This window comes from Paenarthrobacter sp. NEAU-H11, assembly GCF_050573415.1.
Lineage (GTDB): Bacteria > Actinomycetota > Actinomycetes > Actinomycetales > Micrococcaceae > Arthrobacter.
The window spans coordinates 72,329-90,436 of sequence record NZ_JBNZGA010000007.1 but is presented as its reverse complement, the minus strand read 5'-3'; the positions used below and the strand labels follow the sequence as shown (position 1 = coordinate 90,436).

Here is an 18,108-nt window from a genome sequence, read left to right as displayed (position 1 = left end):
CGCCAAGCCCGGACCAATACCGTGATCCATTGGCAACGAATTCCATGCATGGACAACTTCTTGGGGAAGCCGCCTGTAACTGACCTGTACCGGGTTCCGCTGACCCTGAACGACGGTTCCCCGACCGATTTTGGCAGGTTCAAGGGCAAAGTGGTGATGGTGGTCAACGTTGCCTCCAACTGCGGGTTCACGCCCCAGTACACGGGGCTGGAGACGCTGTATCAAAAGTTCCGGGACCGGGGGTTTGAAGTACTCGGCGTCCCGTGCAACCAGTTCGCAGGGCAGGAACCGGGCAGCGACAGCGAAATCGCCGAATTCTGCCAGCGCAACTTCGGGGTCACCTTCCCCCTCACCCTCAAGGCGGACGTCCGCGGCAGGAACCAGCACCCCCTTTACGCGGAGCTCACCAAGTTCAAAAGCGGGCTGCTGCCCGGATTGGTGAAATGGAACTTTGAGAAGTTCCTGGTCAACAGGGACGGCCAGGTGGTGAACCGCTTCGCGCCAACCGTGGAGCCCGATTCGGCGGAGGTTATCGACGCCGTCGAGGAGGCCCTCTGTTGAAAAAGGGGCGCTTCGCCGAACCGGACGGCCGAAAAGCGCAGTTCTTTCATTTTTTTTCACATCAACTACGGCGATTCACCCAAAGTTTGCCAAATGTCTGATTGGATAAACATTACTGAAGGGTACAAGGGAAGCGCCGTTTCCCACCGACCACAGAGGCAGCAATGGAGCACATCGAGGCCGAACATCCCCGGCCACGCCACTTCCTACTCCACCTGAGCGATCCCCACTTGATGGGAGGTCCGGATCCCCTTTACGGCGTCGTTGACAGCGAAGCACGCCTTATTCAGCTCTTCGAAGAGGTGAAGGCGTCCGGGGCGCGTCCGGAGGCCGTGATCTTCACCGGCGACCTCGCCGACAAGGGCGATCCGGGAGCCTACGTGAAACTGCGGGCAATCGTTGAGCCCGCCTGCGAGGAACTCGGCGCCGAGGTGATCTGGGCGATGGGGAACCACGACAACCGCGAAAACTTCCGGGCGGGACTGCTGGACGAAGCCCCCAATGACGCGCCGGTGGACAAGAGCTACTTCGTCAACGGGCTGCGCGTCATCACCATGGACACCTCAGTTCCCGGTTATCACCACGGCGAGCTGAGCCCGGCGCAGCTGGACTGGCTGACGCGGGAGCTGGACACGCCCGCTCCTGACGGCACCATCCTGGCGCTGCACCACCCGCCCATACCCTCCGTCCTGGATCTCTCGGTCCTGGTGGAGCTGCGTGACCAGGCATCGCTGGAGGCAGTAGTCCGGAACTCTGATGTCCGCACCATCCTCGCGGGCCACCTGCATTATTCGACGACGGCGAGCTTCGCCGGCATCCCTGTATCGGTGGCGTCGGCCAGTTGTTACACCCAGGACCTCAATGTTCCCGTTGGCGGCACCCGGGGCCAGGACGGCGGGCAATCCTTCAACCTGGTGCATGTGTACGAGCACACCATCGTCCACTCGGTGGTTCCGCTGGGAAGGTCCACGACAGTGGGGGAGTACGTCTCGCCGGAAGAGACCGAGTTCCGGCTGGCCTCAGCCGGGATCCGGATTCCGGAAACCGCCAAGCAGCGGAACAGCGCGAAGCTCAAGCAGCCGAACAGCGCGAAGCTCGGGCTCCCCACAAGCCGGTAGGCCGCCCGCCTACTTTTCCCAGGGCGCCTTGATGGGGAAGTACTTCTCCAGGAAGTCCGTCACCAGTGCGGCGCGCTCGTCGGCATCCACCTCGGGGAAGCTGCCATCGTTCAGGCAGAAGAAATCCATGTTCCGCTTGGCCAGCAGCTTGGGCAGGTAGTTCAGTCCCGTCCGCATGGTGGTGTCCACGTAACGGACCTTCGCCGCCGTCTGGGTTACCGCCCGGCCCGTGAGCAGGGCGTAGTAGTGGTAGAAGGAGTTGGTCACGGAGATGTTGTCCGCCGCCCTGAAGCGGCTGGCCGCCGTCTTTCGGAATTCCTCCGGGAACTCGCGCTCCATCTTCGCCACCACGCTGCGCCGCAGCGGCGCTGCGGTGTGCTCCAGGTGCCGGGTGGTGATGCGGCCGAACCTGTTCCACAACAGCTTGCGGTTGACGCGGGCCGCGTTCTCGAACCCGCTGCGCTCTGCAGCGTTCTCGCCCAGGCCGATCCGGGTTTCGGCCTCGATGAACTTGGTGATGCCTCCCGGGGTGAAGAACAGGTCCGGGCTGACCGGCCGGCCGAAAAACATGTCGTCATTGGAGTACAGGAAGTGCTCGGACAGGCCTTCGATGTTGTGGAGCTGGCACTCCACCGCCTGGGAGTTGTGCGTGGGCAGCACGGAGGGATCCGAGAAGAACTCCTCACTGCGGACGATGGTCACGGACGGGTGTTCCGCCAGCCACGCGGGTGCCGGTGAATCCGTGGCAATGAAAATGCGGCGGATCCAGGGCGCAAACATGTAGACGGACCGCAGCGCGTACTTGAGTTCGTTGATCTGCCGGAAGCGGGCCTCGTGGTCATCGCCTTCGCCCAGGACAACGTCCTTCTGTTGGGCCCGCCGGGCGGCTATGTACTCAGGGGAGCTGCCGTCCACCCAGGAGAACACCAGGTCGATGTCGAAGCTGATGTCGCTCGCGTGGTCCGCGAACATGTTCTCGATGGTGGGCCAGGTGTGGCCGTAGCGTTCAACGGTGCCTCGGACGGCGTCCTGCCGGAGCAGGGTCCTGCGTGTGAGGGAGTTCTCGATCGGCAGGATGATCTCGTCGCCCTTGAAGGACCAAAGCTCAATCTGGACACCCGCGGAGGCACCGAACTCGAAGCCGCCGGCCGGTTCCACCCGCGGCCGGTACAGGCGGAAGATGCGCGCCTGCCGGTTGGAGGAGAGCTCACCGTCCGCAACCAGGAGGGAGGTTTTCTTCTTGGCGTCCACGGTCATGGAGTAGAAGGGTTCGTCCTGGCAGGCTTCCACCAGGGCGGCCCGGAGCTTCTTCCTGTCTTTCCAGTCCAAGGCAACGACAGGGCGGTCGTTGTTGCCCCTGACCAGCAGGTATGCCAGGCCGGCGTTGGCCAGCACATTCCTGACGAACAGCAGGTCCTCCACCATGGCCTGGTAGGGAGTCCTGTTGTAGTTGATCAGGGCGATGCGGCCCTTGTGCGTAATGACGTCAGGGCGCGGGTTGAGGCGCTGCTCAGCTTCTGCGGAGGTGATCTCTGCGTGAAATTGTTCCTCTACGGATGCCTGGCCGCCGTAGTAGACCTCGTCTTGAACCGGTGCTTCTGTAATGGTGGTCTCCGTGCTGCGTATTAGTTAGCGTTCCTATGTGCATGATAGCCCCGCCGGTAAAACGGCAGGGGTTCGGGCAGCCGATGCCCGGAAGGGGCTCAGCCGCCCAGCGCCTCCCGCCAGCTGCGCAGGAAAGCACCGCCGGCGTCGTCATGGATTACGGACGCCGGAAGCCCCAGGTCCTGGGCGGTCAGGACTTGGTACGGTTTTTCCGGGATGCCGTCCGCGGGCCGGACATCCACGTGTTTGACCGGGTGGTCGTTGTGGTGAAGCCAGTCAGCCATGGCATAGTCCGTGCGCGAATCGCCAACGGTCCGCCAGGCCTCCGGGGTGATGCCCTGTGCCGCGAGCAGCTCCACTGCCCGGCTGGCTCCCAGGTCCTTCCCAAGCCGCACCGATTCGATGTCCGTGGAAATGATGGTGGGGTCCACCCGGTAGTCCACCTCGTCGTCGGAATTGGGGGCGTGGTGGTCCAGCCGCACCACTCCCAGCCCGTGGCGGGCCATCAGGTCCATGGCGTCGGCGTCGAAGAGTTTTTGCTCCGCCAGGTACTCGGCGCTGGGCACCTCGATGTGCTGCTCCACGGACACCATGGCCCGCTTGGTTTCGTCAAAGAACATGTGCGCTGCATAGTCCTCTGCCACCATCCGCCGGATGTCGTCCCCGTAGGCTGCCGGCACGGCGAGTTCGCGGTCCACGTGGATGGGGCCGGGCCCGGCCGCGGTGTAGCTGAACCAGACGGCGCCTTTCTCGCAGACGGCGTGGATGATGGTGCCTGACGGAATCCCGGCGGCGATCATGGGTTCCATGACCTGTTCCCTGATGAACGCGTCAGAGCGCCCGGTGTTGAAAACAACGGGGATGCCGGCGGCGGCGAGGGCCACCAGGTCATCGATGATCTCCCGCTTCACATCGCGGGTGACCGGACTTGCCACCGGCCCGTCCACGTCGAGCAGGAGTGCCAGAGGCGGTGTGGCTCGTGCATGGGCTCCTGGTGCGGGCACGGCGGGGGACTCGGATACTGTCATACATCTATTCTCTCAGCAGTGCCGGGGGCGGGCTGTTCTGGCGGGCCTTGGGCACCGCATGTGACACATGGTCACTGTTTGGCCACAACCTGCAACAGGCACGCCCGGGCACTTTCGCTGGACGTGCAGGATGCCTAGTGTGGCAAGGTGATATTCAAAGCTGTGGGCGAGGGCCGCCCTTACCCCGACCATGGTTACATGACGCCGAAGGACTGGGCTTCGCTCCCGCCGCGGCCCGTCCGGCTGGATGAGCTGGTGACCACCAAACGCACCCTTGACCTGGAAGCGCTGCTGGCCGAGGACTCCACGTTTTTCGGTGACCTTTTCCCGCACGTGGTGCAGTACCAGGGAACCCTGTACCTGGAGGACGGGCTGCACCGCGCCGTCCGCACCGCCCTGCACCAGCGCACCGCAATCCACGCTCGCGTCCTGGTGATAGATGGCTAGGAAAAAGCAGCAGGACGTCAGTGTCCTCCACGGCCACCACGTTGTCACCGGCCCCGAACTGCGGGCCACCTTTGAAGCCGCCCGCGACGCCGACGATACGGCGCGCGTGCGCCGCCGGGCGCTGCACGGAGTTGTCCTGGTCCTCCTGATCGGCCTGATCGTTGCGGCCATCATCACCGCGCTGGCCATCATCGATGAACGGCTGAAGTTTCCTGCCGCAGCGCCGGCCGAGGAGGCCGTTTCCACCTGCCCGGCCGCCACCTTTGACTACACCCCCCACGAGCAGATCAACCTCAACGTCTATAACTCCACCAGCAGGCCCGGGCTGGCCCGCTCGGTGGCGGATGAGTTCCTGGCCAGGAAGTTCGTAGTGGGCGCGGTGTCCAACATCGACGCAGGCTACCGTGGCATTGCCGCCGTGGTTTCCGGGGCGGCCGGGCAGGCCGCTGCCTTCAGTGTCCAGCGCAACCTGCCGGGTTCGGACTACTTCCAGGACAGCAGGACAGACGGAAGCGTGGACGTGATCCTCTCCCAGGACTACAAGGCGCTGGCCCCGCCCGAGCTCGTTGACCAGACGCCCGGAAAGCTGGGTTGTCCGCGGGAAAGCCGCCGGATTGCCGACGACGACAAATGGCCAGTCATCCCCTCTGCAGCGCCCACTCCGTGACGCGGGGTTGGCCGCCCACCCGCTGTGGTGCTGCTCAGCCAGCCACCGCGCGAAGCGGGGCCAGCCGGACGGGGCGGCCGTCGTCGTCGAACCTTGCCCCGGCCCCGAGCTGGATGAAGCGGACCGTCCTGGCCACCCGGGCTTCCAGTTCGGCGGGCTCATCGCTGCCCCTGGCCGCGCTGGAGGACAGCGTGCCCAGGATCAGCTGTGCCTGCTGGTTGACGTCCGCCACAGGAAGGTAGCCCTGCTCCATTCCGTCCCGCAGGATCCCCTGCAGCAGGACGCTCAGCTCGCCCACGTGGTTGGCGAGTTTGGCAAAGGACGACGGCGAGAGCACCGCTCCCATGGCAGGCCCCGGCGGGAGGTGGCGGCGGCTGAGGTCCACCACCTGCGCGCGGACGTACAGCGCGAGCCTGTCCACGGGGTTGTCCAGTCGTCCCAGGGAGTCCCGCAGTTCGGAGAGGAACTTCTCAGTCTCATCCAGGGCGTAGGAAATCAGCAGCTCTTCGATGTCCGCGTAGTAGTTGTAGACGGCGGTCCGGCCCACCCCGGCGTGCCGTGCCACGTCCGTCATGGTCAGCCCGGGCAGGCCATGGGAGAAAAGGAGTTCGCCGAAGGCCGTAAGGATGCGGCGCTGGGTGTCCGCTCGCTGCTCGGCATTACTGGCCGCTGAAATCCTGGGCATACAGACACTTTACCGCCATGTGTCAGTAAACGCCCCGCCCTTTCCTGCCGTACTTTCCTACGCCGGGCAGCCGTCCGGTCCGCAGGCCTCCCCCTCGCCGGAGTTGACCATGACAAGGGGATTGGCTTCCTGCCATGCCTGGTTCAAGGCGGCAGTGAAGGTCTCAACGGGTTGTGCCCCGGAGAGTCCGTACTTCCGGTCGATCACGAAGAACGGGACTCCGCTGATGCCCAGGGACCGGCCCTCCTCGAAATCGAAGCGGACTGCGTCCGCGTACTTGTCCGTGGTGAAGAGCTCATCCACTGCGCCGGGGTCGATGCCGAGTTCGACGCCGAGCGACGCAAGGTACTGCCGGCTGCCGATGTCCTTGCCATGCTCGAAGTGGTCGCTGAGCAGGCGTTCCTTTGCAGCATCCTGCTTGCCGTGGGCAGCGGCAAGGTGGATCAGGCGGTGCGCGGTGAAGCTGTTGGCCACCACCACCGAGTCGAACCGGTAATTCAGGCCCTCGGCCTTCGCCTGGCCGGCAACGTGGCCGAACATCGCCGAGACCTGCTCTGCGGGGATGCCCTTGCGGGAACTCAGGTACTCGAGTTCCGTGCCGTCATAGTGCTCGGGAAGGGTGGGGTCCAGCTGGTAGCTGCGCCAGGTCACGTCCACGTAATCACGGTGCGGGAAGGCGGCCAGGGCAGCTTCGAAGCGCCGCTTGCCAATAAAGCACCACGGGCAGGCAACATCGGACCAGATCTCTATCTTCATGTTGGACGTAACCGCGGATTTCGGGCCGCCATTCCGGAGCCCGGTGTTAGTTGCCGCACAGTGGGTCTTGTCTGCCGCCAATCCTGCGCCATAGTCTGAGTTGAAGGCTAAGCAGATGCCACCGGATGATTCTGAATTAGACCGCGGGACATATCAGGTTCCGCGGACAGTATTGCCCGGCCCGGCTGGGGAGCCAGGCCCGTTCTAGGCGAGGCCAGGAATGCGGATAGGACTGGTTGCAGGACCTTGGATTCCTGTTCCACCGGTAACGTACGGTGGCATTGAAAGAGTAGTGGACAGCCTCGCCAGAGGCTTTGCGGCGGCCGGGCATGACGTCGTGTTGGCAGCTCCCTCGGACAGCACATGCGCTGTCCCCCGGGCTCCGGGCATGCGGCCTGCACACAGTGACGGACTCGGTTTAGCCATCTCTGAGCTGAGCCACGTAGTCCGGGCGTACGCAGCCATGGGGGACGTGGATATCATCCATGACCACACCCTCACCGGCCCCCTGTACGTGGAGCGGCCTGACCAGGTCCCGGTGGCAACGACAATCCACGGCCCGCTCAGTGCGGACGCAGTGGATATCTACCGTGCCATCGGCCGGAGGGCGGCTGTGATCGCTATCTCCCGGGACCAGTGCTCGCGCGCACCGGAAGTGCCGGTGACGCGGGTCATCCACCACGGGATGGACGTTTCCTCCGTTCCGATGGGGTCGGGGACCGGCGGCTACCTGTGCTTCGTCGGGCGGGCCTGCGCCGATAAGGGACTGCTGGAGGCCATTATGATCGGCAGGGAGGCGGGACTGCCGCTGCGGATAGCGGTCAAGATGCGCGACCCCGACGAAATCCGGTATTTCCGTGAGGTCATCGAGCCCATGCTGGGGCCCAATGAGGACTTCGTCGGCGAAGTGGACGACGCCATCAAGTATCGGCTGATGGGCGAGGCGCTGGCCTTCCTCAACCCGATTCAGTGGTCTGAACCTTTCGGGCTGGTCATGATCGAGGCGCTTGCCACAGGCACCCCTGTAATAGGCACCCGGATAGGTTCCGCACCCGAAATTATCGACCATGGCCGGACCGGGTACCTGGGAAGCACGGAGCAGCTGGCGGGCTTTGTGCATGAGGCGGAGAGCCTCAGCCGTGCAGCTTGCCGAAAGGCCGCCGCGGAACGGTTCAGCGAGGAACGCATGGTGAACGAGCACCTCCGGCTCTTCGAGAAGCTGCTCGCAGGGGAGGCTCCCCCAGGGGTTCCGGATGCGATCGGTTTGCACCAGAATCTTTAAGGGACGGTCTTCCGAACCGCGGTAAGTCCGCCTCCTAGCGAAGGAGCCCTTTCCCTTGACTGCATGGAACGCCGACACCGAGGCCGCCGCATCCGAATCAGGTTCGGTGACGGTGCTGGAAGGATCCTCGTTCTGCATCTCTTCCGGCACCGGGGACATCAGTTCAGACACCGGCACGAACGGTGCTTTCTACCAGGACACGCGCATCATTTCCCACTGGATCCTCCGAGTAAATGGCTCCTTGCGTGAACCGTTGGCGGCGCAACGGCCCAAGCCCTTCGAAGCCACCTTCGTTGGGAGGGCCCAATGGCCGGACGGCCGGTTCGACAGCCCGCTGGTGGTCCGTCAAACCCGCCACATCGGCCCCGGCCTGCAGGACGACATCACGCTGGAGAACTACTCGGCTGAGCCTGTGGAATGCGACATCGAACTCCTCGTTGGTGCAGACCAGGACGATCTTTTCGACGTCAAGGTGGGCCGCACGTCAAAGCATGCCGAGGCCGTCCGAACGGTCCGCGACGGCCAGCTCGTGATTGAAAGCGCCCGCAACGGCCAACGGCGGGGAACGGCCGTCCGGGCCCGCGGCGCCGCCGTCAGCACAGACGGGCTCCGCTTCCGGGCCACCATTCCACCCCGCGGCAAGTGGGCTACCAGCATCATTGTGGTCCCCCTAATCAACGGGCAGGCCCCCGCCGACGCCTTCAGCGAGGACGGGCTGCCGCACCACCGGGAGGGCGCCCGCCGGCACCGGCACTGGGAGCAGAACGTCCCGCTGATCACCGTGTCGGACGCCAACCTGCAGGATCTGCTGAACCGCAGCCAAAGCGACCTGGGATCCCTGCGGATCTTCGACCCGCACCATCCGGAACGGGTAGCCGTCGCCGCCGGCGCCCCCTGGTTCATGGCGCTCTTCGGCCGCGACTCCATCCTCTCCTCCTACATGAGCCTGATGGTGGACCCCAAACTGGCGGCCGGGACGTTGCAGACCTTGGCCGGCCTCCAAGGGACGAAAGTGGACACGGACTCCGAGGAAGAACCGGGGCGCATCCCGCACGAGGTGAGGTTGGGCGTCACCGCGGGGCTGGCGCTGGGGGGCAGCGCCTACTACGGCACCGCTGACGCCACGCCGCTGTTTGCGGCCCTGGTTGGCGAGCTGAGCAGGTGGGGGCAGTCAAAGGACATTGTGGAGCCGTTGGTGCCCCACGTGGACAGGGCTTTGGAGTGGATCGAGAAGTACGGGGACCGCGACGGCGACGGGTTCGTGGAGTACATCCGGCCCAACGACCATGGACTCGTCAACCAGGGGTGGAAGGATTCCTGGGACGGCATCAACTTCGCGGACGGGACCATGGCCGAGGCGCCCATTGCCCTCTGCGAAGTCCAGGCCTACGTTTACTCCGCCTATGTGGGCCGGTCACTGCTGGCCCGCTGGAGCGGCGACCGCGCCCTGGAACAGCACTGGGCTGAACGCGCCGCGGATTTGAAGGCCGCCTTCAACGAGAAGTTCTGGCTGCCGGACAAGGGTTACTTCGCCGTGGCGCTGGATAAGGACAAGCGGCCGGTGGACGCGTGTACTTCAAACATGGGGCACTGCCTCTGGATGGGCATCGTGGATGAGGACAAGGCGGCTTCCGTGGTGGAGCACCTGATGTCCCCGCAGATGTTCACCGGCTGGGGAATCCGCACCCTCAGCTCGGACATGGGCGCCTACAACCCGGTGAGCTACCACAACGGCTCGGTGTGGCCGCATGACACGGCCCTGGTGGCAACCGGGCTGATGCGCTACGGATTCGTGGAAGAGGCGCGCCGGGTGGCCACCGGCATCTTCGAGGCCGCTGAGCATTTTGACGGCAGGCTGCCCGAACTGTTCTGCGGTTTCGACCGCGGCGAGTTCTCCGGACCGGTGGCATACCCCACCGCCTGCTCGCCGCAGGCATGGGCGGCGGCGGCGCCCATACAACTGGTCCGGGCCCTGCTCCGCTTCGACCCCGTCTTCACGCACGGGGTAGTGCACCTGGCGCCGATCCTTCCGGAGGAGGTGGGCGAGTTCCGGGCCGAAAACGTGCTGCTGGACACCGCCCGCATCAACATCAGGGCGTCCGGGACCCACGGCACCGTGGAGGGGCTGCCGCCGGGCCTCAAGCTCCTGGCGGAACCGCGCCCGCCACTGGCTTACCCGGCTGAGTACGTGTAAGAGGGCAGCGGGGGGCCGGTCACGGGAGGGCGCGCTCCAGCACGAAATCGTGCTCCACGGTATTTCCCAGCCGGAAAGACTTGGTTCCCACCCTGCGGAACCCTGACTTCTCGTAGAAGCGGATGGCCCGCGCGTTTTGGCTGTTGACCCCGAGCCACACACCGGCTGCGCCTGATCCGGCCGCCGCCTGGAGGCTGGCGTGCATCAGCTCCGCAGCGGCGCCCAGGCCGTGGTGCCCGGGATGCACATAGCACTTGCTGAGCTCCACCGACGGCGTCAATGTCAGCACCGCGGACACATCCGGGTCCGCCGCGGGACGGTTCACCAGGAGGCTGTACCCGCGGAGGGCGCCCTCCCCGTCTATCACCAGGACGGTGACGTCCGGGTCACTGAGGTACGTCCGGAAGTGCTGTTCGCTGAGGGTGTTCGCCAGATGCGCTGCTATGTCTTCAGGCGACGTCGACGGCGGGCACGCCAGCGGAAAGGTGACGGTTGCCAGGGCTGCCAGCGCCCCGGCGTCGTCTGTTGTTGCCGGGCGGATGGTGTGGGTCATGCAGGGATTCTACGTGCGTGCCCCCCGGGAGCTACTGCTTGAAGGCGGCGTCGAAGGACGTGCTCGACGGCGGGAAGTCGAACTTCTTGAGGGCCGCGAGGGCTTCGGGGGCGCCGTGCAGGCGGTCCATGCCGGCGTCTTCCCATTCGACGGAGATAGGCCCGTCATAGCCGATCGCGGACAGGGCGCGGAACGAGGCTTCCCAGGGGACGTCGCCGCGGCCGGCGGAGACGAAGTCCCACCCGCGGCGCGGATCGCCCCAGGGCAGGTGGGAGCCCAGGACCGTGTTGCGGCCGGTCTGGCGGATCTTGGTGTCTTTGCAGTCCACGTGGTAGATCCGGTCCTTGAAGTCCCAGATGAAGGAAACGGGGTCCATTCCCTGCCACATCATGTGGGAGGGGTCCCAGTTCAGGCCGAACGCTTCGCGGTGTCCGATCGCCTCGAGGGTGCGGACGGTGGTCCAGTAGTCGTAGGCGATCTCGGACGGGTGGACTTCGTGGGCGAACCGGACGCCGCATTCGTCGAAGACATCCAGGATGGGGTTCCAGCGGTCGGCGAAGTCCTGGTAGCCGGCGTCGATGACCTTTTCCGGGACGGGCGGGAACATGGCCACGTACTGCCAGATGGAGGAGCCGGTGAAGCCGACGACGGTGTCCACCCCGAGTGCCTTGGCGAGCCGGGCGGTGTGCTTCATTTCCTCGGCGGCCCTCTGGCGGACGCCTTCGGGGTCGCCGTCGCCCCAGACCTTGGCGCCCACGATGTCCTGGTGGCGGAAGTCGATGGGGTCATCGCACACGGCCTGGCCCTTGAGGTGGTTGGAAATGGCCCAAACCTTCAGGTTGTACTTTTCCAGTACGGCGAGCTTGGACTCCACGTAGCCGGGTTCGTCCCAGCGCCAGGCGTCCAGATGGTCCCCGGAGACGGCGATTTCCAGGCCGTCGTAGCCCCAGCCGGAGGCCAGTTTGGCCACCTCTTCGAAGGGCAGGTCGGCCCACTGGCCGGTGAACAGGGTAAACGGGCGGGGCATGTCAGGCTCCTTGCGGGTGGGTGGCGGTGGCGGCCGGGTTGGCGGGGGCCAGTTGGATGAGGGCGCTCTTCGCGGCGGCGGATTCCTCCACGGCGTCCAGGATGCGCTGGACGGCCAGCCCGTCCTCGAACGACGGCGACGGCGCGGTTCCGGAGCTGACGGCAAGCAGGAAGTCGCGGACTTCGTGGGTGAAGGTGTGCTCCCAGCCGATGATGTGGCCCTGCGGCCACCACGCCTTAAGGTACGGGTGCTCGGGCTCGTTGACCAGGATCCGGCGGAATCCCTGCTCCCGGGCGGGTGCGGTGGCATCCAGGAACGCAAGCTCATTGAGGTTTTCCAGGTCGAACCGGAGGGCGCCCTTGTCGCCGTAGACCTCAAGCTGGAGGGAGTTCTTCCGTCCGGTGGCCACCCTGGAGGCCTCCACTGAGGCGACTGCTCCCGAGGCGAGGGACAATGTTGCCCAGGCGGCGTCGTCGACCGTTACATCCTCAAGGCCGCCTGCGGGACCGCTCGTGCCGGGGCGCCGGTTCACGAAGGTGTGCAGGCGGCCGGTGACCTCGGTGACCCGGTCCCCCAGGAGGAACAGCACCTGGTCGATGGCGTGGGAGGCGATGTCACCCAGGGCGCCGGAGCCGGCTGTTTCCTTCTTCAGCCGCCAGGTCATGGGCGCCTGGTCGTCAGCCAGCCAGTCCTGCAGGTAGGCGGCACGGACGTGCCGTACCGTGCCGATCCTGCCCTCGGCGATCAGCTCCTTGGCAAGGGCAAGGGCAGGCACCCTGCGGTAGTTGAACCCGACCATCGACTGGACGCCCCTGGCCCGTGCGGCCTGCGCCGCAGCGGTCATTGCCTCGGCCTCCGCCAGGGTGTTGGCGAGGGGCTTCTCCAGCAGCACATGCTTGCCCGCCTCAAAGGCGGCGATGGCGATTTCGGCGTGCATCCAGCCCGGGGCGCAGACGTCGATGATGTGGATGTCGTCCCGCTCCAGGACAGTGCGCCAGTCGGTGGCCGTTTCCGCCCACCCGTACCTGCCGGCAGCCTCCGAGACGGCGGCGGCATCGCGGCCAACCAGGACCTTTTGTTCAAACGCCGGGACGTCGAAGAAGCTGGCCACGTTCCGCCACGCGTTGGAATGTGCCTTGCCCATGAAGGCGTAGCCGATCATCGCCACCCCCAGTGGCGCCGTGGTTCCCGGTTCCCGGCTCATGCGCCCTCCCCCAGGGTCAGCGTCTCCGGTGCCCAGTCCTCGGGGAGCGGAGCAGAGGCCGGGGCGGAGCTTTCCACGTCCACAAAGGTGCCCGAGTCCATGGATTCCGAGATGGAGACCATGGCGTCCAGCACATGGTAGGCCAGGCTGCCGGGGGCGCGGTGGGGGACGCCGGCACGCAGCGAACGCGCCATGTCCAGGACGCCCATGCCGCGGCCGTTCGCCGGGCCCGTGGCCGGGATGGTGGTCCAGGCTTCGTCGCCCGCGCGCCAAAGCCTGACGTCGCCGTCGAAGTTGTTGGGATCCGGCAGGGAGATAGTGGCCTCCGTGCCTGTAATCTCCACGAATCCCATCCGCGTGCGGGGAGATTCGAAGGAGAAGACGCTGTGGGAGGACGCGCCGCTTTCGAATTGCGCCATGGCCGAGACGTGCGTGGGGACTTCCACGGTGAACTCCTCGCCGGCCTTGGGTCCGGAACCGATGACGCGGATGTCCTTGGCCTTGGAGCCGACGGCGGCCACCTTGCGGATGGAGCCGAAGGCCTGGACCAGGGTGGTGAGGTAGTAGGGGCCCATGTCGAACAGGGGGCCGGCGCCGTACTGGAACAGGAAGGCGGGGTTGGGGTGCCAGGACTCCGGACCCGGCGTCTGGAAGGTGGTCATGCCGGTCAGGGGCGTGCCGATGTCGCCCCGCTGGATCAGGCGCAGTGCAGTCTGGAGCCCGGCACCCAGGAACGTGTCCGGGGCGCAGCCCAGGCGAATCCCCGCGGAGTCTGCGGTTTTGAGGAGCCCCAGGCCTGATTCGCGGTCAAGGGAAAAAGGCTTCTCGGTCCAGACGTGCTTGCCGGCGTGTACGGCTGCTGTGGCCACTTCCACGTGGGCTGCGGGAATGGTCAGGTTCACGATGATCTCGACGTCGGGGTGGTGCAGTGCTTTTTCCACCCCGCCCCACTCGGGGATGCCGTATTCGTTGGCCCGGGCTTCGGCGGCTTCCTCGAAGAGGTCCGCGATGACGTGGACCTTGAGGTCGGGGAACGTGGTGAGGTTGTCCAGGTACTGCTTGCTGATGTTGCCCGCGCCGATGACGCCGACGCCCACCGGGCCTTTGCTGGGGGAGGGGGTGCTCATGCGCTGGCTCCTGCGCTGTTGAGGAATGCCAGGCTCTCGGCGATGCCCTGGAAGATGTCTCCCTCGTAGTCGTCGAATTCCACCACGCCCACCTCCAGGGCCTTTGCTGCGGCGATGACGTCAAGGACCTGCACCTTGCCCTTGCCGGCCGGTTGCTGGGCCCTGGTATCCGTGGTCAGGGGGCCGTCCTTGATGTGGATCAGCTTTACCCGGTCACCGAGCCTGGCGAGGATGTCCACCGGATCCTGCCCGCCCACGGCCACCCAGTAGGTGTCCACTTCCAGGACCAGTTCCGGGTCAAGCAGGTCGGCGAAGTATTCCAGGGCGGTCCGGCCTTCGACGATTGACTCCAACTCCCACTGGTGGTTGTGGTAGCCAACCCGGATGCCGTACTCGGCGCCCTTTCTGGCAGCTTCGTTCAGCTTCTCCGCCGTGGCACGGATGTCCTCGGCCGTCTGCCAGCGGTCGGCGGGGATGAACGGGTCGATCACCGTGGTGATGCCCAGGTCCCTGGCCGCTGCGAAGATTTCGTCCTGGTCCTGGCTGAGCAGCGGGGCATGGCCGGACGGCGCCGTCAGTCCGTTCTCTTTCAGGGCACTGCCCAGTTCCCTCGCGGTGGCCACGAAATTGTAGGGCTCCACCCGGGTGAAACCGATGTCCGCGACCCTGCGGATGGTTCCGGGAAGGTCCTCTTCCAAGGGCCGCCGAAGAGTGTAAAGCTGAAGCGAGTGGTCCATGGCCTGCCCATTCCTTGCTGCTCGATGTTGCATGCGCCGCAGCACATGAGTTGGGTTTTTTACAAATTACGGCGACTTTTGGCGCAAGTCAATCAAAAGTCAAGGATTACTCGAACCAAAGTATTTCCGAATGTGCTATTCCTTAGGTATGGCGATCGTTCCGAGGCAACAACCGCGTCTACAGCAGGAAGCCGGGCTGCTTTCGCGCACCGGTGACCTGTTCCAGCTGCTCCGTGACGGCAAGCCCCGCACGCGGTCCGAACTGGCGGACCTGACCGGCCTTGCCCGGACCACTGTTGCCGCCCGGATCGATGCCCTCCTTGCCATGGGCCTGGTGGGTCCGGCCGGCGAAGCGGCCTCCTCCGGCGGGCGGCCGCCGTCGAAATTTGCGTTTAACGCGGGGGTCAGGCTGGTGCTCGCCGCCGACATAGGCGCAACCCATGCCTCGGTGGCGGCCACGGACCTGAATGCCACCATCCTTGCCAGGCACTCCGAAGCGATCGATATTGGGGAAGGTCCCGAACCCGTCCTGAACCGCGTCATCGAAATAGGGCGCAAGCTGTTGGAAGACGTCGGACGCCGCGTCGGCGATCTTGCCGGAGTGGGGATAGGACTCCCCGGTCCTGTGGAACACAGCACGGGGCGGCCGGTGAAACCTCCCATCATGCCGGGCTGGGACGGGTTCGATGTGGCCGGATTCGTTGGCCGGCAGCTGGGCACGGTCGTGCTGGTGGATAACGACGTGAACATCATGGCGATCGGTGAGCGGTACGCCCACTGGCAGGAATTCCAGAACGTGTTGCTGGTCAAAGTGGCCACGGGCATCGGTGCCGGCATCATCAGCAACGGCCAAATCCAGCGTGGCGCAGATGGTACTTCCGGCGACCTTGGGCACGTCCGGGTCCCCGACGGCGAGGACGTGCTGTGCCGCTGCGGCAACAGCGGATGCCTCGAGGCCCTGGCATCCGGACCTGCCTTGGCCGGTAAGCTGCGTGCGGAAGGAATCGAGGCCACCACCAGTACAGACGTGGTGGAACTCGCGGCCAAGGGAAACGTCCAGGCCATCCATGCGCTGCGGCAGGCCGGACGGGACCTGGGGGAGGTACTCGCAATTTGCGTGAACCTGCTCAACCCTTCCGTCATTGTGGTGGGCGGAAGCCTGGCGCGCGCCGGCGACCAGCTGCTGGCGGGGGTACGCGAGGCGGTTTACCGCAGATCGCTGCCGCTTGCCACGTCCCGGCTCCGCATCGAGCAGTCCAAAGCTCCGGCAGACGCCGCAATACTTGGTGCCAGCCGGATGGTGATTGACCACGTCCTCTCGCCCGAAGCGGTGGAAACCGCCATCCGGACGTCCACCCAGGCTGATTAGGCGCGTCCCCCCAAATTCCAGGCCTGTACGGTCCGTGCACCCAAGCGCGTAGGCACGCAAGCACCCAAGCACGCAGGCCTCGCCGCGGCATGCCCTCGAATACCGGCAGATGTACCCCGGGATCCAATCGGATACCGAAAAATCCCATCCGATTCTTGTTGACATGGGTCACACTCCATGGAAATCTGCTTACAGCGGCTCGCCTACATACTTTTGACCTATAGCGGTTGAAAGTTGCGGCTGACCGCTTCATCGTCCCGCTGTCCGGTACCTGCGGCCGTCCGATTATGGCCGTGGACCGAATGGGCGGACCAGGCCACCCCGAAAGGAAACTCGTGAAGGCATCCATGCCAGCAAGACGCCGTCGTCTTGCCCAGAGTGTTGCAGCAACCGTAGTAGCGGGAGTCATGCTCGCGGGCTGCGGAAACCAGCCGGCGTCGAAATCGGAATCGACCCAGGCTCCGGCCGCGGCCGTAGCCGATCCCAAGAGCGCAGAAGGCGCCAAGGGAAACATCCATTTGTGCGGCGGCAAAGACGCGAGCGGCATCCACAAGAACACCACGGCGGCCTTCAACGCCGCCAACCCGGGCATGACGGCGAAGTACACGGAGATCGGTGCCACGACGGACGAATCCCGCACGCAGGCCGTCCAGCGCCTTGAAGGCAAGTCCACCGAGTGCGACATCTTCATGACGGACGTGATCTGGACGGCCGAGTTCGCCTCCCAGGGCTGGCTGCTTGACCAGACCGAACTGGTCGAAGGAATCAAGGACAACCTCATCACGTCCACGACTGAGACGGTGAAGTACGACGGCAAGTACTGGGCCGCACCCTTCTACACGAACGCCGGCCTGATCTACTACCAGAAGGACAAGGTGGCCAAGCCGGAAACCTGGCAGCAGCTCTACAAAGAGGCAGCCAAGGCCCCAGGCAACGGGCTGGTCTACCAAGGCAAGCAGTATGAAGGCCTGACGGTGAACTTCCTCGAACTCCTCTACAGCGCCGGCGGCGAGGTCCTGGATGCCAACGGCGAAGTGGCGGTGGACAACGACACCACCCGCAAGGTCCTGAACTTCATGGCCGACGGCATCAAGAACGGTTCCGCGGACCGTGCCGTGCTGACCTACAACGAAGATCCCGCACGCCTGGCCTACGAGTCCGGCAACTTCGGATACCAGCGCAACTGGCCCCACGTCTACCGCCTCCTGAACGCCACCAACCTGGCAGGCACCTTCGGCGTGGCACCGCTGCCCTCCTTTGACGGCTCCGCCAAGCCAAGCGGCGTCCTGGGCGGCTGGAACTTCGCCATCTCCGCCCACTCCACCAACCCGGGCGCAGCCGTGGCCTACATCAAGTTCGCCACCTCCCCGGAGTGGCAGAAGCACGTGGCCATGGACAACTCCCAGGCGCCGGTGAACGAGGCCGCCTACTCCGCCCCCGAAGTCCTGGCCAAGATGCCGTTCGCGAAGGAACTGCTCGACTCGGTCAAGGGTGCCAAGCCCAGGCCGGTCTCCCCGGTGTACCCGCAGATTTCCCAGGCCATCAACAAGAACGTCTACGCGGTCCTGTCCGGCACGGCCACAGCGGATGACGCAACCAAGCAGATGGCTGAAGAGATCAAGACCGCCAAGGCGACCTTCTGACCATGGCACCCCCTGTCCTGACTTCCGGTCGTGGGCGCGGGGGGGGGCCCCCCCCGGGCGGCAGGCCCCCGGGCCCAAAGGTTGCGGGCCCCGGCCCCAAACGGA

Annotated in this window: 17 protein-coding genes; 8 read left to right on the top strand and 9 right to left on the bottom strand. The window is 65.3% G+C overall.

The annotated features are described in order from the left end of the window. The first annotated feature begins 48 nt into the window (after positions 1-48). Positions 49-561: a glutathione peroxidase gene (locus tag ACQ3DC_RS10790; RefSeq protein ID WP_321215263.1), complete on the top strand. Its 513-nt coding sequence runs from the start codon at positions 49-51 to the stop codon at positions 559-561. A gap of 164 nt (positions 562-725) precedes the next feature. Then, positions 726-1,679 (top strand): phosphodiesterase, encoded by a 954-nt coding sequence (locus ACQ3DC_RS10785; protein ID WP_321215264.1) that lies wholly within the window; start codon positions 726-728, stop codon positions 1,677-1,679. Between the two features lie 9 nt (positions 1,680-1,688). On the opposite strand, the gene ACQ3DC_RS10780 is transcribed toward ACQ3DC_RS10785, so the two are convergent. Both ACQ3DC_RS10780 and ACQ3DC_RS10775 read right to left on the bottom strand, forming a co-directional pair. Beyond that, positions 1,689-3,104: a stealth family protein gene (locus ACQ3DC_RS10780; RefSeq protein WP_430752209.1), complete on the bottom strand. Its 1,416-nt coding sequence runs from the start codon at positions 3,102-3,104 to the stop codon at positions 1,689-1,691. 278 nt (positions 3,105-3,382) lie between these two features. Continuing rightward, positions 3,383-4,312 carry a hypothetical protein gene (locus ACQ3DC_RS10775; protein WP_430752208.1) on the bottom strand — a complete coding sequence of 310 codons (930 nt, stop codon included), beginning with the start codon at positions 4,310-4,312 and terminating at the stop codon, positions 3,383-3,385. Between the two features lie 147 nt (positions 4,313-4,459). Between ACQ3DC_RS10775 and ACQ3DC_RS10770 the strand changes: the two genes are divergently transcribed. Further along, a complete protein-coding gene (locus ACQ3DC_RS10770) occupies positions 4,460-4,759 on the top strand; it encodes a type II toxin-antitoxin system VapB family antitoxin (RefSeq protein WP_199775313.1) in 300 nt (99 codons plus the stop codon). Then, the gene (locus ACQ3DC_RS10765; protein WP_430752207.1) at positions 4,752-5,426 is read left to right on the top strand and encodes a LytR C-terminal domain-containing protein; all 675 of its coding nucleotides are present in this window, start codon (positions 4,752-4,754) and stop codon (positions 5,424-5,426) included. Before ACQ3DC_RS10770 ends, ACQ3DC_RS10765 begins: the two co-directional genes overlap by 8 nt. 34 nt (positions 5,427-5,460) lie before the next feature. Here ACQ3DC_RS10765 and ACQ3DC_RS10760 read toward each other — a convergent pair whose 3' ends face one another. Continuing rightward, complete coding sequence (locus ACQ3DC_RS10760) at positions 5,461-6,111, bottom strand: TetR/AcrR family transcriptional regulator (protein ID WP_430752206.1); 651 nt, start codon at positions 6,109-6,111, stop codon at positions 5,461-5,463. A gap of 57 nt (positions 6,112-6,168) precedes the next feature. Beyond that, on the bottom strand, positions 6,169-6,867 hold the full coding sequence (locus tag ACQ3DC_RS10755) for a DsbA family oxidoreductase (RefSeq protein WP_157239309.1): 699 nt from the start codon (positions 6,865-6,867) through the stop codon (positions 6,169-6,171). 220 nt (positions 6,868-7,087) lie between these two features. Between ACQ3DC_RS10755 and ACQ3DC_RS10750 the strand changes: the two genes are divergently transcribed. Together ACQ3DC_RS10750 and ACQ3DC_RS10745 are read left to right on the top strand one after the other, a co-directional pair. After that, positions 7,088-8,149, top strand: a complete 1,062-nt coding sequence (locus ACQ3DC_RS10750) for a glycosyltransferase family 4 protein (RefSeq protein WP_430752205.1) — start codon at positions 7,088-7,090, stop codon at positions 8,147-8,149. A gap of 55 nt (positions 8,150-8,204) precedes the next feature. Continuing rightward, positions 8,205-10,343 carry an amylo-alpha-1,6-glucosidase gene (locus ACQ3DC_RS10745; RefSeq protein WP_157239305.1) on the top strand — a complete coding sequence of 713 codons (2,139 nt, stop codon included), beginning with the start codon at positions 8,205-8,207 and terminating at the stop codon, positions 10,341-10,343. A 19-nt stretch (positions 10,344-10,362) separates the two neighbouring features. Here ACQ3DC_RS10745 and ACQ3DC_RS10740 read toward each other — a convergent pair whose 3' ends face one another. From ACQ3DC_RS10740 to ACQ3DC_RS10720, 5 genes are read right to left on the bottom strand one after another with little or no spacing between them, the layout of a single operon-like run. After that, a complete protein-coding gene (locus ACQ3DC_RS10740; protein ID WP_323057712.1) occupies positions 10,363-10,896 on the bottom strand; it encodes a GNAT family N-acetyltransferase in 534 nt (177 codons plus the stop codon). 31 nt (positions 10,897-10,927) lie between these two features. After that, on the bottom strand, positions 10,928-11,923 hold the full coding sequence (locus ACQ3DC_RS10735; RefSeq protein WP_321215269.1) for a sugar phosphate isomerase/epimerase family protein: 996 nt from the start codon (positions 11,921-11,923) through the stop codon (positions 10,928-10,930). Position 11,924: 1 nt separating this feature from the next. Next, positions 11,925-13,127, bottom strand: a complete 1,203-nt coding sequence (locus ACQ3DC_RS10730; protein ID WP_321215270.1) for a Gfo/Idh/MocA family protein — start codon at positions 13,125-13,127, stop codon at positions 11,925-11,927. Next, the gene (locus tag ACQ3DC_RS10725; protein WP_321215271.1) at positions 13,124-14,254 is read right to left on the bottom strand and encodes a Gfo/Idh/MocA family protein; all 1,131 of its coding nucleotides are present in this window, start codon (positions 14,252-14,254) and stop codon (positions 13,124-13,126) included. The genes ACQ3DC_RS10730 and ACQ3DC_RS10725 overlap by 4 nt, the downstream gene beginning before the upstream one ends. Continuing rightward, complete coding sequence (locus ACQ3DC_RS10720) at positions 14,251-14,991, bottom strand: sugar phosphate isomerase/epimerase family protein (RefSeq protein WP_430752204.1); 741 nt, start codon at positions 14,989-14,991, stop codon at positions 14,251-14,253. Before ACQ3DC_RS10720 ends, ACQ3DC_RS10725 begins: the two co-directional genes overlap by 4 nt. Before the next feature lie 148 nt (positions 14,992-15,139). Between ACQ3DC_RS10720 and ACQ3DC_RS10715 the strand changes: the two genes are divergently transcribed. Both ACQ3DC_RS10715 and ACQ3DC_RS10710 read left to right on the top strand, forming a co-directional pair. Beyond that, positions 15,140-16,360: an ROK family protein gene (locus ACQ3DC_RS10715; RefSeq protein WP_430752203.1), complete on the top strand. Its 1,221-nt coding sequence runs from the start codon at positions 15,140-15,142 to the stop codon at positions 16,358-16,360. A gap of 347 nt (positions 16,361-16,707) precedes the next feature. Then, complete coding sequence (locus ACQ3DC_RS10710) at positions 16,708-18,003, top strand: ABC transporter substrate-binding protein (protein ID WP_157239291.1); 1,296 nt, start codon at positions 16,708-16,710, stop codon at positions 18,001-18,003. Positions 18,004-18,108: the final 105 nt, after the last annotated feature.